Here is a 14,849-nt window from a genome sequence, read left to right as displayed (position 1 = left end):
TTGACTTGAATGATAAAGGACACCGTTGCCGCATTTTCCGAGCTCCTGCCCGAACCGGTTGCAGGTGCATCTGGACCGCTTGACGGATTGTCTTTTGCCGCCAAGGAAAATTACGAGTTCGCAGGGCGGGTGGCCTCCAACGGAAATCCTACATGGAAGGCAAGTCATCCCCCGGCGGAAAAGTCCGCTGCTTGCGTCGATACGTGCCTCCAGGCAGGCGCATCATTTGTCGGCTTTACGCATATGGATGAGCTCGCCTACAGCATTATCGGTGCCAACGCGCATTTTGGCACTCCCGTGAACAGTGCAGCACCAAGCCGTGTGCCTGGTGGATCATCTTCCGGATCGGCCGCCGCGGTTGCGGCTGGCTTGGCAGACTTTGCCCTTGGCAGCGATACCGGCGGCTCTGTGCGCATTCCTGCCGCCTTCTGCGGCATCTTTGGACTGCGAACAAGCCACGGCCGCATATCATCAAACGGACTGGTGCCTTTGGCTCCCTCCTTTGATGTGCCGGGATGGTTTACGCGTGATCTGGACACGATGATCCGTGTCAGCGCTGCCTTCGGGATAAATGCGGCGCAGGGCAAGCGACCTTCGCGTCTCTGGTTGCCATCTTCGGTGTGGTCCGGGATCGATCCGGATCTGTTCGCGGCCTTAAAGCCAATGATCGACCGTTTGGCAGCATTGTTGGGACCTGCAGATACGAGCTCCTTGCCAGAACAAACTCTGGAGCACTGGTTCGAGACCTTCCGCGTCCATCAGGCCTATGAGATCTGGAAAACAGTTGGCCCCTGGGTGTCTTCGGCCGCTGCGCATTTCGGGCCTGGCGTGACTGAACGCCTTGATATGGCCAGCAAGATCAACGGCACCGAGTTTGCCAAGTCTGCCGCTGATCGAGCGTCGATTTGCGCCGCCATGGATACCCTCATGGATGACAGTACGATCTTGGTTCTGCCGACCGCCCCTGGACCGGCGCCGGAACTCGCTGCCAGCCAAGAGGACCTGGACGCGGCGCGAAAGGCGATCATGTGTCTGACCAGCATCTCCGGTTTGAACCGCTATCCGGAACTGACGATTCCAGGCGCAGTTGTCGGCAAAGCGCCTGTGGGGCTGTCTCTTGTCAGCGCGCGTATGCAAGATAACGATTTGCTGGCTTTGGCCGGTTTGATGTGAGGTACAGCCTCTCCCAGAAGAGCCGATCACATGGAAACACTGGGAATATTTGCAACTGCGCCTCCTGATCAAGGACACCCAAAAAGGCTATGATATGTCACGTAATCTGGTAATCGCGGCGGCTCAACTGGGCCCAATTCCTCGCGCCGAGAGCCGGTCTTCTGTTGTTATTCGAATGATGCAACTGATGGAAAAAGCGGCATCGCGTGGGGCGGAGCTTGTGGTGTTTCCGGAGTTGGCGCTGACCACCTTTTTCCCGCGCTGGTATCTGCAGGATCAGAAAGATATCGACGCTTTCTTCGAAACACAGATGCCCTCTGAGGAAACTCAGCCGCTTTTTGAGGCAGCTATCCGACTGGGCCTGTCTTTCTCCTTCGGCTATGCGGAAAAGACACAGGATGCGAAAGGCGAAACGCGGCGTTTCAACACGTCGGTGCTGGTTGGTCCGAGCGGCGAGGTATTGCTAAAATACCGGAAGATCCATTTGCCAGGCCACTCGGATCACGAAATTTGGCGGCCGTTTCAGCATTTGGAGAAACGTTATTTTGAAGTTGGAGACCTCGGCTTTCCCGTAGCTGAAGCTTTGGGTGGGCGGATCGGCATGTGTATCTGCAATGATCGACGCTGGCCCGAAACCTTCCGCATTCTCGGACTGCAAAGGGCCGAGCTGGTGCTTCTTGGCTACAACACGCCAGTTCATTATCCGCCTGCTCCTGACCATGACCACCTGCAGGATTTTCACAATCATCTGTCCATGCAGGCAGGGGCCTATCAGAACGGCGCATGGGTCGTTGGAGTTGCCAAGGCCGGGCACGAAGAGGGCTGTGATCTGATCGGTGGATCTTGCATCATTGCGCCAACAGGTGAAATTGCCGCAAAATGCGTGACCCTTGGAGATGAGGTTATTGTTGTGGAGTGCGATCTGGATCGCTGCCGGGAGATTCAGGACAACATTTTCAATTTTGCTGCCCACAGGCAGCCGGACCAATACGGCCTGCTGGTAGAAAAAGCTTAGGCCTTTGGATCGATTTTGAGCGACACCTCAAGCTCATCCCGCCAACGCGCTGTCCAGGTTTCTGGGCAGGAGACCTTCTGAATTCCGCTTAGCGAGCCGGTGATCACCCAATGTCCAGCCTTGAGGCCACCCAGGGTGTCGCCGCCGAAGTTGACGTAGGCTCGAATGGATTCCACGGGATCGATATCTTTGGCCTCAAAGGGCTCAGGTGTTTGGTTTCGGAAAAGGCTTAACTCTTTAACGGGCGAAGAAATATCGCCTATGAAAGGACGTACCATTCCGAGAACAAGGCCTGCATTTGCGAAACAGTCTGCAACGCGTTCGGGCCGATCAAGATCGACTGCTGTCAAACGCCAGTCGACCAATTCAAATGCAAGTGCAACACTTTGAATGGCGTTCAAAATTTCCTGACGCGAATAGGACTGTCTATACCGTACGGGAAGGTCATGTTTGAGCTTGAAGGCAATTTCGGTCTCGAGTGCGTTCACATGAGGGAGCGTCACGGGAGCCTGATGAACTGTTCCTGCAAAGATCGGAGCAGCGACACCGCTATTGGAACTGCGGGCTGCGACCTTCCAACCTGCGACTGCCAGCCCGAGGGCTTCGGCAACCGCTGTTTGCACGGCATAACCGTCTGCCTCGTTTTCAGGCCGACAACTCTTCGGAAGACGCGTCAGCGTCGTGCGCGCTCTCCGCGCTTCGACGATCAATTGTACTGCTGCTTCGATGCTCATTCAGGTGAAGGACTTCCGTCGGAGGACGAGGGACTTCCAAGCAATAGGAGGCTTGATTGCGCGACACAAGCTATTGTCCTGGTCGAACAGTTTACGCACCAAAGTGTCTTGAAGACAGCAACAAGAAGTAACCTCCATGCCTCGTTCTTCACCGAAGACCCACCTCTGCCGGGTCGCTCTTGTCAATCCCAACACATCGCAAGCAACGACCCAGGCAATGGTCAACATCGCAGCTCGCGCTGCGCCGGAAATCGAAATCGTCGGTTTTACTGCGGCGTCTGGAGCAGGGTTGATCAGCAATGAGGCCGAATTGGCCACTGCGGCTGAAGTTGTTGCTGCGATGGACCCGGTCGTGTTCAACGGGTACTCAGGCGTAATTGTTTCTGCGTTCGGAGATCCCGGACTGCAAGCCTTGCAAGGTGCATTGGACATTCCGGTCGTCGGGATCGCGGAGCAAAGTATGGCGAGTGCTGCTCAGGGCAACAGACGCTTTTCGGTTGTCACCACCACTCCGGAATTGACCCGCTCGATCCAAGCATGCGCTGAGGTCTATAGCTTTGGCGCTCAGCTGGCGTCAATCAGAATAACCGAAGGGGCGCTGCACGAAACAATGGCCGATCCGCAATTGCTTTTGACCAGACTTCAAAACGGAATTGCACAGGCAATTGAAGAGGATAATGCAGAAGCCATCATCATCGGCGGCGGCCCGCTTGCTCAAGCTGCGAGCGCGCTCGCCAAGCATACAAAAGTACCGCTAATAGAGCCGGTGCCAGCAGCCGTTCTGGGTCTCACCGCACTTCTGGGCCGCATGGACCCGAACTTCCCACTATAAATCTGGCCGATCGTCAGCACCAGCCAGGTATTGGCGCGCCAACCGCGAGGCTCGCCATTACCTGCGGAGCTTGCTGGGCAAGCCAGCCATCAAATGCTCGCGGGTCAAGGTCATCGAGGTTGCTCGCCTTATATTTGGTGTAAGCGGCAAGCCCAGCGAAGGTGAGTTCGGCAGATCCAATTGCTTTTTGTTGGCTTGACAAGTCTGGCGAGGTACCGGTGCTCGCGTGACATTTTCATTAGCCTCCTAATTCTGGGAGGGTGGAGATGTAGATAGGCAAAGATCAACCCGGACATCCTTCAGACCACGATGCCGTTCACCCGGCGCAAGCCGGCGTTGAGGCAAAACTGATTGTCGGTCATCATAGGGATGGTTCCCCAGCATCTTCAAAGACATCTTCACAGGCGTCTCCAAATACCTCGTCAAGGGATCAGGTGCTGATCAAGAACCTCAGGGCTGCCCACCGCTGGTACAAGGCGGTTCAAAAGGGCGATAGTTTTTCTGAAATCTCCAGGCGCGAAAACACTTCAGTCAACACAGTCCAGCGGGTCATACCGCTCACGTTCCTGGCACCGGATATTGTCCGGGATATACTGCGAGGGCATCAACCCGTCTCCCTCACATCGGATTGGCTGTTGCGCCAGACACTGCCGTCCGATTTTGAAGACCAACGCGCGCTAATCCAGTCGCTCACCTGATCTCCCCAGCCGCAAATCCCATGCGCTAAAAACGCAAACAGAGACTTTTGGAACCGTGAGCGGAATAATCCGCAATTCGCGCCTTCAATACCAAAACCGAGACAGCACGAGCCTTTGAAAGTCCGGGCACTTGCCGACCAAGCATGAGAAAATATTGAAATTCTCGGAAAAATGGCTGGGGTGGAAGGATTCGAACCTTCGCATGGCGATACCAAAAACCGCTGCCTTACCGCTTGGCTACACCCCAATACCGTGGAGACGGTGTATAGCCCCGCCGTTTGGCGAGTGCAAGACCCGTAGCGGCATAGAATAAGGGGCCCCGGTGGGGTTTTCCCCAGCATCGATAAGATGGTGCCGGAGTGATCAGAGAGCCGGATCGGAAGTGCACGCCAAACAGACCTTTTTCATGGCGCCAGCAACGGGTCCCAAAAGCCGCCTTTGGGAACGCCAACCAACCTCCTGCAGGTGGGCGAAACAAACCGGCCTGCACGGCTGAGATCCTGAGACGGCGGAATTTTGCCACAGCAAACGACAAGCCTCTTGCGGGGTGAAAAAAGCGGTGCTAAGAGACCGCCACATCAGCGAGACGCCTCGTTTCGCTGTTCCCGACAAGCTTTTCAAACGCTTGAACTACTGGATCGGAGTGTAGCGCAGCCTGGTAGCGCACCTCGTTCGGGACGAGGGGGTCGGAGGTTCGAATCCTCTCACTCCGACCATTTTCTTTTCTTTGATCTCACAGACTTATAAGCTGCTTCTGCCGTTTTCTGTCGAACGCAATTGAGGCGTGGACAGTGTCGTGGTCCTCACGCTGGCCTCGACTTTCGGGCAAGCCTCGTTGTCCCCCCGATACGCAAGGTGCTTACGCTCGCCAACCGCGCGGTCACCTCGCATCGCGATGGGCACTACGCCCCTCACTTATCCCACCGCCGAGGGATACGGACGTCGGCCCGCAGCCCTTCATTGATCAAGCGCGCGAAAATACGTCCGCTTCCGACTAGGACCTCATTGTGACCAGCATCACGCATGTTTCCGAGGTTTCCTGATAGAGCTATAATCTGAAAACTGCGCGGTTCCCGCATTGACGGGAGCGATCAGGACGGTTCAAGCTCAACGCGAAGGTCCGGGGGAAGATAATGAAACCGCTATTCACACGACGCTTTCGCCTCGTCATGGCTGCATGCTTTTTCATCTGCTCGCCGCTTCTCGGGCCGGCCTTGGCGACAGAGCGTCTCGCGCTGGTGGTCGGCAATGCGGACTACGACAGCTCAACGCTGGCGCGTTTGCAGAACCCGGCAAATGACGCGGCGCTGATTACGGACAGTCTGAAATCAACCGGTTTTGACGTCGACCTCGTTCTGAATGCCGACCTGCGCACCATGAAGCGCGCCGTTCGAGACTTCACCGACAAGCTTAAAAAGACCGATCCGGGCGCCATCGCTGTCGTCTATTACTCCGGCCACGGCTTTGAAGCCGGTGGTCAAAACTACCTCGCCCCGCTGGGCGCGGACCTGCGCGATGAAATCGACGCTGAATTTGAGGCCCTGTCAGTGGACTGGGTCCTGTCCGCGGTTGAATCGGCTCATGACGGCGCGAACATCGTTATCTTCGACGCCTGCCGCAACACCGCCCTGTCGCGTTCAGCCGGGGGTACGGTCGGCGGCTTTGCCTTTTTGAACAGCACGCCGCGCGGCAGCTTCATTTCGTTCGCGACGGCACCTGGAAGCACGGCCACGGATGGCCAGGGGCTCAACAGCCCCTATACGCTTGCCATTTCGCGCGAAATCCTCGTTCCCGGCGCAACGGTCGAAACCGTGTTCAAGCGCGTACGCAAGCAGGTGGTCGAAGCCACAAATGGCGATCAGGTTCCCTGGGATCATTCGTCCCTGACGACAGATATCGTGCTGACACCGTCGGACACCATGGGCGAGGGCCAAGTTGCAGCAAACGCACCAGCTGATGCGAGCACGATCCAGCTGGAGCTGCAATTCTGGAATGATGTCAAAGCCAGTGACGACAGGGCGCAAATCCAGGCCTATCTCGATCGCTTTCCCGGCGGCTCATTCGCAGAGCTCGCCAAGGCGCGGCTGGCGCAGATCGGCAGCAGTCCCGCTGGCGAGATTGAGCAATTGTTTGCAAAGCTGCAAAGCCGGTCCCTGCTCGTTGAAAATCCGCAAAGTCCGCTCGAGTTTTATGCCAATGCGCGCATTCGCGAGATCAAGGGCGACTATCCAAAAGCTCGGCAGGATTATCTGAAATATTTCGCATTCGGAGAACCTCAGGTCGACCCCCACATCCGGTTTCAGGCCGTGCTGAGAGCCCAGGAGGGCCGGGCCGGTGCGCGCGAGTTTTATCACTCGCTAACCCAGGGACGCAGCGATCCGACAACCTTGTTTGCCGAAATCCTGTTGCAGGAGCGCGACGAACGGATCCGGCGTTTCAGTGCCTTCGTCGATGCCTATCCGGAGTTCGTCCCGGCCCTTTACGAACTGAGCCTTGATTACTCCCAGTCCAGGCTCGGCCAGCAGTCGACGGCAGACAAGACGACGGAACTCGATCTTTTGACGCGTTTCCTGGAAGGCGTGGAAGACGGCCGGTACCTACGGTATTTCATCGACCAGCAAATGGCGGCCCAGCGCATCGAGGACGCCAAGTCGCGACTGGCGGCGCTGTCAGGCCTCAACACCCAGGCACTTGCCAATCCGGTCAAGCTGAACGCCATGCGCAGCAATCAGGGCTGGATGCTGTCCCTGGCCATTGCCGACAGCGCGCAGGAAATCTTCGTTCGCCTGCCGGGCGAAGACTTCCGGTCAACCGGATTTGTCAACGGAGCTCTCAACCCCACGACCGGACAACCGATCCCCTACCCCGCCTTCGAGTTGCCGGGAAATGCCGGTCCGACCGACGTGGAGGTGCAATACACCGATGTTCATGGCGATGTGCGGGGCCCGTTTAAGATCGCGTTCAATCCGAATGCTGCTCTGATCAAGTCCCAGAAGGACATTCTCGAGCGTTTGTCGAACGGCTGGGTCAGCTACCAGGATTGGGATGGCAAGCAGCTGGCCTATTTCACCCAGTTGATCAGCTATCGCTGCGCCATTGCATCGGTTCGCTACGCCGTGAACAGCGATCAACCCGATACAGCTTTCGAGATCGGTGAATGCGATCCTGACAACCCACATGCGATCCCCAGAAGTGGACCAGGATCCGTCGTCTTCGCGAATATTCCAAAGTCAACGGAGTATGTCTCCGTGCAACTGACCTATGCGGACGGCACGACTTCGGACGTGAAGCGCTTCGACGCCCCGAAATGATCCTTTTGCCTCGAAGACCCGGTGACCGCTTTCCGATCGGTGCCTCAAAACGATGATGGCACAAAAGCCAAGGCGGCAAGGTCGCCCGTCCCAGAGACTTCTGGTCGCCCTTGCTGTTGGCGCGTTGGCAGCAGTTCTGTCCCTGCCATTGGCGTCGCGCCTCGGGCCGATCCTGGACGACCTGCTCGTGATCTCCGTTTTCGGGGATTGTAACGATTGCGAAAATGATATCGTACTCGTGACAATCACTGAAGAAACCCTGGCGCAATTTCCCTACAGGTCGCCGATCGACCGCGGGTTTCTCGCCGAGCTGATAGAGACCATTGACGCCGCCTCACCTCAGAAGATCGGCTTGGATGTGCTCATTGACGGGCCGAGCGAACCTGCCAAGGACAAGCAGCTGCTTGATGCGATCGACCGATCCAGTGCACCCCTCATTCTAGCTGAGGCGGGCACCAGGGAACGGCTGACGCATGAGCAGGCGGCCTATCTTCAGGCCGTGATTTCAGATCGCCAGAGCGGGTCCATCGTGCTGCAGCGGGACGAGGCCGACGGCGTTCTCCGGCATCTCCCGCGGCTTGAAGACGAAAGCGGCACGACCGTTCGAAGCTTCGCCGAAGCTCTCTCTGGGGAGTCTTTGGCTGAAGAGAAGGCGATAGGACGCATCATCTATCAATACAGATCCGACGGCACCTCGCCCTTTCCGCAGTATCCGGCGCAAACAGTCGCATATCTTCCGAAGGCCTGGTTCACAGACAAATACGTCCTGATCGGGACCGACCTTCCCTATGTTGATCAGCATCCGACACCAATGGCTTCACTGGCGGGTTCGGAAGCAGGGACGTTGACGGGCATAGAGGTTCACGCAACCATTCTGGCGCAGCAGCTGTCCGGACGTTCGCTTGGGTCTGCATCCTTTCTCAACACCATTGCCTTGATGGTACTTGCCGGGCTGGCTGCGAGCTTCGGCTTTCTGGTGATTGCACGCCCTCTCACCTACTTCACGCTGCTTTTTCTGGCGATCGGCGCATACCTTCTCGCCGCGTGGATGCTGGTGTCGCTGGAGATCCTGCTGCTTCCTGTCCTCGGCCCGCCAGCTGCAGCCGTGTGGTCTGCGCTCATCATGGCACTGATGCGTTGGCGCAAGGATCGCTCGGAACGGGTCTTCCTAAAAACAGCCTTCTCAAAATATGTAAGCCCTGCGCTCGTCAAGCGTCTGACCAGTGGTGACATCTCTCTCAAGCTCGGCGGCGAAAAGCGCCCGGTCACCTATCTGTTCACCGACCTCCAGGGCTTCACCAGCCTGTCGGAGACCTTGCCACCGGAGCAGATGGCCGAGCTGCTTAACAGTTATCTGGACCGCATCTGCGATCTGGCGACCGAGCATGGCGCGACCATCGACAAGATCATTGGCGATGCGGTCGTCTGCTTCTTTGGAGCGCCGGATGTGGATCCGGACCAAGCCAGCCGCGCTCTTGAATTGTCTCTCGCACTGGACACATTTTGCGAGAGCTTCCGGGCAGACGCCAACGACCGGTCTATTGCTCTCGGCGTAACACGGATCGGAATTCACCACGGCGAGGCCGTCATCGGAAATTTCGGCGGCAGCCGGTTCTTTGATTACACGGGAATTGGCGACACTGTGAACACTGCCGCGCGCCTGGAAGGGGCGAATAAGTTTCTCGGTACACGCATTTGCGTCAGCAGCGCAGTCGCCTCCGAATGTCCCGGACACCACTTCCGCCCGCTGGGCGATCTCGTTCTGAAGGGCCGGAGCCAGCCGGTTGCCTGTTTCGAACCGGTTTCCGACCAAGATCTTTCTTCCGCCTGGATGCAGGCCTATCTGGCAGCCTATCAGAAGATGTCTGACGCCAGTCCGGATGCGCTGTCCTGTCTTGAAAGCGTCGCCGCGTTGAAACCAGGCGATGGACCAACCCAACTTCACATTGAGCGATTGCGCGATGGCTCTGTTGGAACGAAAGTAACGCTATCGGGAAAATGATTGGCAGCCGCCTTTCTGCGGAGCAGGACGCGGTCTATGGTTTTGGCGAGAACCCAGGGAGCAGTTCAAATGCGATACATGGCATGGCTTATGGCCCTGGTGCTTGGTTGCTCTGCCGTTCCTGCCTGGGCGGACATGGTCGTCGTTGCGGCCAGCGGGGACACTGACCACCTGCCGGGTGATATTCTGGCGCCCACGTCCGTGCTGACCCTGCCCGGCGAGGCCCGTGTCACGATCCTGTCCCAGGACGGCAAGATGCGCGTGATCGACGGCCCGTTTGAAGGTTCGCTCGAGGACGAGAGCTCGGCGAAATCCACTTCGCCTGTTCCCGCAAGCTGGGATGCTCTGAAGGTTCTTTTGGGCGACCCGGACGCGCGGTCAAATGTGCTTGGTGCGTCGCGCAACCTTGACGGTGCATTTCGCATACCCGCCAGTATCTGGCACGCCAGTGTCGACAGCTCCGGTCCGCGTTGTGTCCGGCAGTCGGAGTTGACCCTTGCACGTAGAGACGCCTCAGTTTCCGCCGTGGTCTCGGTGCGGAGCTCCGCCGGGCGCATCACCGACATTTCCTGGCCCAAGGACCAGACCACTTTGACCTTGCCGAGCGATTTCGCCGCCGACGGGCGTTTGGCGGTGAGCATTGACGATGACCTGAGAACGCTAACCCTCAACACCCTTCCGGAAGCTTTGAAGGAGGCCCTGCCCGGCTCGCTTCTGACCTGGTTTGCGGAATACAATTGCAAACGTCAGGCGATTGCGCTGATCCAACGGATCCATGACGGTGTTGAAGTGAACTAAGAGCTCCGGGTCAAAGGTTCACGGGAGAGAGACGGTCGCCAAGTCCTGCTCGGGCTGCCCAGGCACAGCCATCGTGCCCGCCATATCGAACACTTCTCCGACGCCAATTAGCACCGGCTCGCTGGTATCAAGCGCAGCGACCCCCAGTTCAAGATCGCGGAGCCTGCCCTGCCAACGCTTTTCATCGGGCCTCGCGATGCCTGCCATAACGACAACCGGCGTCGAGGGTGAGCGTCCCTCCCGGATCAACCGGTCCGAAATGCGACCGGCCATACGGCCGCCCATGTAAAAGACGGTGGTGGTCGCGGGGTCAGACAGGCCAGCCCAGTCCACGCTCTCCTGCAGGTCGCCCTTCTTCGAATGGCCCGTCACGAAGCGCACGGCCTGTGCATGATCGCGGTGGGTGAGCGAAATTCCAAGAGCCGAGGCCATGGCCGACGCAGAAGTCACGCCCGGAACCACCGCGACCGGAATGCCTTCTGCCTGCAAGCGCTCGATTTCTTCGCCAGCGCGGCCGAAGATCATCGGATCTCCTGACTTGAGACGCACGACGTTCTTGCCCTTCTTGGCAAGCTCCACCATCAGATCGTTGATGTCTTCCTGTTTGCAGCTCTCGCGGCCGCCGCGTTTGCCCACCAGCATGCGCTTGGCCTCTCTACGGGCAAGCTCCAGAACCTCATCTGCAACAAGATCATCGAAGAGGATGACGTCGGCTGCCTGGAGCGCGCGCACGGCTTTCAATGTCAGCAGTTCAGCGCTGCCTGGCCCCGCTCCCACGAGCGTTACCCGTCCTTCTTTTACTGTTTGCGCGACACCTGTTGCTTCAACCAGAGCTGCGACCTCCGCCTCCGCTTCGGGCGCGTCCCGCTCCGAAAATGCGTGATCGGTGAAGAGCTCCCAGAACCTGCGGCGCTGGGGACCTGGTGCCAGTCGTTCCATGACTGTGCTGCGGACCCTGCCCGCCAGCCCTGCCCAACCGGCCAAAGACAATGGCAGAAGCGTCTCTATCTTGCGCCGGATCGCCTGCCCCAGGATCGGCGCGACGCCATTGGTCGAGATGCCGATCACCACAGGTGAGCGGTTGACGATAGAGCCGAACTGGAATTCGCAAAATGGCGGATTGTCGATCACATTGACCGGGACACCCGCGGCTTTTGCGGCACAATAAAAGGCCTGCGCCTCGCCGTCGCTTGCCGCATCTGCAATTGCCAGCGCTGCACAGGCAAAGCTGTCCGCCCCCCAGGGTCGCGCATGATGAACAAACCGTCCGTTCACGCCGCCTGTCTTTAAAAGGTTCGCCATCACCGGATCGAGATCTTCGGCGTAGACGTGAACCTCGGCCCCCGCCGCGGCCAGAAGCTCTGCCTTCCAGGCTGCCGCCTCCGTCCCGCCCGCCAAGAGGATCTTGCGCGTTTCCAGAGGAAAGAAGACCGGCAGGCTCGCCAGTGGTCCCATGCGCGGAGGACGGCCGCGGGACCTCGATGGCGCTTGTGCGATCGATTTGACCTCAACCGGCTTGCGCGATGTCGACATCAGCCGTCTCCTTGTCGTTGAGGCCATCCAAAAGGCTTTTGATCTCGGATCGGCAGGACCCGCAGTTGGTCCCTGCCTTGAGCACTGAGCCAATGGCGTCGACAGTTGCCGCGCCTTGTCCGGCGGCAGCAGTGATCTGATTGACGCCAATCTGGAAGCAGGAACACACAATCGCGCCTGGGTCCGGTCGATCCGCCGCCGGCCGGCCAGCCAGCACTCGGTAACGCTCGATCGTATTTTCGGCTTTTGTCTCCAGCAGAGATGCGGCCCATTGCCGGGATACGGCAACCGGCTCCGGCGCGAAGAAAAACGTCGCTACAAGATCGCCGTTATCCCAGAGAGCCAGGCGCTGCACGCCCTCGCCCCCATCCTCATAGCTGAGGAATGCTGCCTCGTCGGTGTCCCCGGGCAGAAGTGCGCATGCCATCTCTTTGAGATCGTCTTGACCCAGTCCTGCAAGTTCGACACGCCACCCACCCGGCGCTTGAGCCAGAGCCCAATAGTCAGCCGGAATGCCTTCCGGCTTGTCGCGCAGGACTGCAAAGCCGTACCAGCTGCACGAAACGGGCATCAGAGCGACAGGCGTGAATTTCGATCCGGGCTGACCGGAGAAGAGATCCGTATCGGGAGAAACCACCGCATCGACACGGCCTTTCGAGGCAAATTGATCGGTCCAGTGCATGGGCACGAAGACAGATCCCTTCTGCGCCTTTTCGCTCACCAGTGCCCTCACCACGACGCGGCCATGGGGGCTTTTCACCTCAACCAGCTCCGCGTCGCCAAGACCGATCGCAGCGGCGTCTTCGGGATGAATTTCTGCGAAGGGTTCCGCGATGTGAGACGACAGGCGCGCGGTTTTCGCCGTGCGCGTCATGGTGTGCCACTGGTCGCGGATACGGCCCGTGTTGAGGACGAAGGGATAGGCGCGCTGCCGTCTGGCGGGCGCCGTCGTTTCTACAGCGACGAAGTTGGCCTTACGGTCCTTTGTAAAAAATCCACCGCCAGCGAAGAACCGGCTGTCACGCTTCGGCTCTCCCGCGCGTGCGGGCCATTGCACGGGAGTCAGATCGTCATAATCCTGCTGGCCAATATCGGCGAATGCGCCGATGTCAAAGTCACGTGTTCCATCGTTCTGATGAGCAGACAGGGCCGCATGTTCCGCAAAGACCTCATCGACGCCCGCGTAATTGAACCCTTCCGCAAAGCCCATGCGCTTTGCCACTTCGCACAGCGCCCGCCAGTCCGCCCTTGCCTCGCCGGGCAGGTCCAGAAAGCGGCGCTGCCTGGAGATCCGGCGTTCGGAGTTCGTAACCGTGCCGTTCTTCTCGCCCCACGCTGCGGCAGGCAGCGAGACATGGGCGTAGGGCAGCGTGTCGACCTCTGTCGAGACATCGGAGACGACCACAAAGGGGCAATGCTTCAAGGCAAGGGCGACTTCATCTGCGGCGGGCAGGCTGTCGACCGGGTTGGTCGCCATGATCCAGATCGCCTTGATGCGGCCGTCACGCACCGCGCCGAACATGTCAACGGCCTTGAGGCCCTGGCGCCGGGCCATCTTCGGGCTCTGCCAGAAGTCCTGCACCAACTGGCGATGCTCCGGGTTTTCAATGGCCATATGGGCAGCGAGCATATTGGCCAGTCCACCAACCTCGCGTCCCCCCATGGCGTTGGGCTGTCCAGTGATGGAAAATGGCCCCATGCCTGCACGGCCGATGCGACCGGTCGCAAGATGGGTATTGATGATTGCATTGACCTTGTCGGTGCCGACGACCGACTGGTTGACGCCCTGACTGTAGACCGTGACGGTCTTCTCGGTACGCGCGACCATGGTGTAAAACGTCGCAAGATCGCGGACTGACAGACCGGTCTGCTCTGCGACCTTCGCCATGTCCAGCGGGCCTGCTTCTGCCAGTGCAGCTTCAAAACCATGCGTGTGTTGGTCGATGAAGGATCGGTCAAGGCCGTCTACGTCGGAAAGGAAGGAAAGCAGGCCGTTGAACAGGGCCACGTCTGTGTCTGGCTTGAGCGCCAGATGAAGGTCCGCAAGTTCGCATGTGGCCGTCCGGCGAGGGTCAACAACGACAACCCGAAGCGCAGGGTTTTCGCGTTTCGCCGCCTCGATGCGCTGGAAGATCACCGGATGACACCAGGCAAGGTTCGAACCGACCAGAACAATCAGGTCCGCAAGTTCAAGGTCCTCATAGGTTCCAGGAACGGTATCAGACCCGAATGCGCGTCGATGACCGGCAACAGAGGAGGCCATGCACAGGCGAGAGTTGGTGTCGATGTTCGCCGAACCGATATAGCCCTTCATCAGCTTGTTCGCGACGTAGTAATCTTCGGTCAGGATTTGGCCCGAGACATAGAAGGCAACACTGTCAGGTCCATGCTCTTCGATGGTCGCTGCAAACTTTGACGCGATCAGATCAAGGGCCTGATCCCAGGACGCCTGCTTGTCGCCGATCTGCGGATAAAGCAAACGATCGCTCAGTGAAAGCGTCTCCGCCAAAGCCGACCCCTTGGAGCACAGCCGGCCAAAGTTGGCTGGGTGATCCGGATCGCCCTTGACGGTGACATTTCCATCGGCTGCGACGTTCGCGAGAACACCGCAGCCGACGCCGCAATAGGGACAGGTGGTTTTAACCGTGGCTTCTTGTCCTTCTTCGGTCACCTGTCTCTCTCTTTCTTGTTTCCTCGCCAGATCCGGGCTCTGCCTTTTTGGTCTATTCGGCTTTCTGGTCGATGGGGATTGT

The 14,849-nt window shown here is 58.6% G+C and carries 9 protein-coding genes and 2 tRNA genes; 7 read left to right on the top strand and 4 right to left on the bottom strand.

Features of this window, described 5'->3' with window-relative positions; translation table 11 throughout:
• The first annotated feature begins 9 nt into the window (after positions 1-9).
• Entirely contained in the window at positions 10-1,173 is a 1,164-nt protein-coding gene (locus tag IG617_RS00290) for an amidase (RefSeq protein ID WP_192106267.1), read from the top strand.
• Between the two features lie 94 nt (positions 1,174-1,267).
• Positions 1,268-2,188 carry an N-carbamoyl-D-amino-acid hydrolase gene (locus IG617_RS00285; protein ID WP_192106265.1) on the top strand — a complete coding sequence of 307 codons (921 nt, stop codon included), beginning with the start codon at positions 1,268-1,270 and terminating at the stop codon, positions 2,186-2,188.
• Here IG617_RS00285 and IG617_RS00280 read toward each other — a convergent pair.
• Positions 2,185-2,922, bottom strand: a complete 738-nt coding sequence (locus IG617_RS00280) for a hypothetical protein (protein WP_192106262.1) — start codon at positions 2,920-2,922, stop codon at positions 2,185-2,187. The genes IG617_RS00285 and IG617_RS00280 overlap by 4 nt on opposite strands.
• A 136-nt stretch (positions 2,923-3,058) precedes the next feature.
• Between IG617_RS00280 and IG617_RS00275 the strand changes: the two genes are divergently transcribed.
• Positions 3,059-3,754, top strand: coding sequence for an aspartate/glutamate racemase family protein (locus IG617_RS00275; RefSeq protein WP_192106260.1), 696 nt, complete (start codon positions 3,059-3,061; stop codon positions 3,752-3,754).
• An 870-nt stretch (positions 3,755-4,624) separates the two neighbouring features.
• Here IG617_RS00275 and IG617_RS00270 read toward each other — a convergent pair.
• Positions 4,625-4,699, bottom strand: a tRNA-Gln gene (locus IG617_RS00270).
• 392 nt (positions 4,700-5,091) lie between these two features.
• Here IG617_RS00270 and IG617_RS00265 point away from each other — a divergent pair.
• The 4 genes from IG617_RS00265 (at position 5,092) to IG617_RS00250 (ending at position 10,563) form a co-directional block, all read left to right on the top strand.
• Positions 5,092-5,168, top strand: a tRNA-Pro gene (locus IG617_RS00265).
• A 417-nt stretch (positions 5,169-5,585) separates the two neighbouring features.
• Positions 5,586-7,763 carry a caspase family protein gene (locus IG617_RS00260; protein ID WP_192106258.1) on the top strand — a complete coding sequence of 726 codons (2,178 nt, stop codon included), beginning with the start codon at positions 5,586-5,588 and terminating at the stop codon, positions 7,761-7,763.
• A gap of 52 nt (positions 7,764-7,815) precedes the next feature.
• Positions 7,816-9,765: an adenylate/guanylate cyclase domain-containing protein gene (locus tag IG617_RS00255; RefSeq protein WP_192106255.1), complete on the top strand. Its 1,950-nt coding sequence runs from the start codon at positions 7,816-7,818 to the stop codon at positions 9,763-9,765.
• Between the two features lie 69 nt (positions 9,766-9,834).
• Positions 9,835-10,563: a hypothetical protein gene (locus IG617_RS00250; protein ID WP_192106253.1), complete on the top strand. Its 729-nt coding sequence runs from the start codon at positions 9,835-9,837 to the stop codon at positions 10,561-10,563.
• Positions 10,564-10,581: 18 nt separating this feature from the next.
• On the opposite strand, the gene cysG is transcribed toward IG617_RS00250, so the two are convergent.
• Positions 10,582-12,018, bottom strand: a complete 1,437-nt coding sequence (gene cysG / locus IG617_RS00245) for a siroheme synthase CysG (RefSeq protein WP_192107315.1) — start codon at positions 12,016-12,018, stop codon at positions 10,582-10,584.
• A gap of 52 nt (positions 12,019-12,070) precedes the next feature.
• Positions 12,071-14,767 carry a molybdopterin-dependent oxidoreductase gene (locus tag IG617_RS00240; RefSeq protein ID WP_192106251.1) on the bottom strand — a complete coding sequence of 899 codons (2,697 nt, stop codon included), beginning with the start codon at positions 14,765-14,767 and terminating at the stop codon, positions 12,071-12,073.
• Positions 14,768-14,849: the final 82 nt, after the last annotated feature.

The sequence above is a fragment of the Roseibium polysiphoniae genome, from assembly GCF_014842925.1.
Taxonomy (GTDB): domain Bacteria; phylum Pseudomonadota; class Alphaproteobacteria; order Rhizobiales; family Stappiaceae; genus Roseibium; species Roseibium polysiphoniae.
This window is presented reverse-complemented; position numbering and strand designations above follow the sequence as displayed.

Excerpts from the sequence above, each read along its gene's own strand:
- IG617_RS00290 (WP_192106267.1), top strand. The coding sequence starts at position 10 with ATGATAAAGGACACCGTTGCCGCATTTTCCGAGCTCCTGCCCGAACCG.
- IG617_RS00285 (WP_192106265.1), top strand. The coding sequence starts at position 1,268 with ATGTCACGTAATCTGGTAATCGCGGCGGCTCAACTGGGCCCAATTCCT.
- IG617_RS00280 (WP_192106262.1), bottom strand. The coding sequence starts at position 2,922 with ATGAGCATCGAAGCAGCAGTACAATTGATCGTCGAAGCGCGGAGAGCG.
- IG617_RS00275 (WP_192106260.1), top strand. The coding sequence starts at position 3,059 with ATGCCTCGTTCTTCACCGAAGACCCACCTCTGCCGGGTCGCTCTTGTC.
- IG617_RS00260 (WP_192106258.1), top strand. The coding sequence starts at position 5,586 with ATGAAACCGCTATTCACACGACGCTTTCGCCTCGTCATGGCTGCATGC.
- IG617_RS00255 (WP_192106255.1), top strand. The coding sequence starts at position 7,816 with ATGATGGCACAAAAGCCAAGGCGGCAAGGTCGCCCGTCCCAGAGACTT.
- IG617_RS00250 (WP_192106253.1), top strand. The coding sequence starts at position 9,835 with ATGCGATACATGGCATGGCTTATGGCCCTGGTGCTTGGTTGCTCTGCC.
- cysG (WP_192107315.1), bottom strand. The coding sequence starts at position 12,018 with ATGGGACCACTGGCGAGCCTGCCGGTCTTCTTTCCTCTGGAAACGCGC.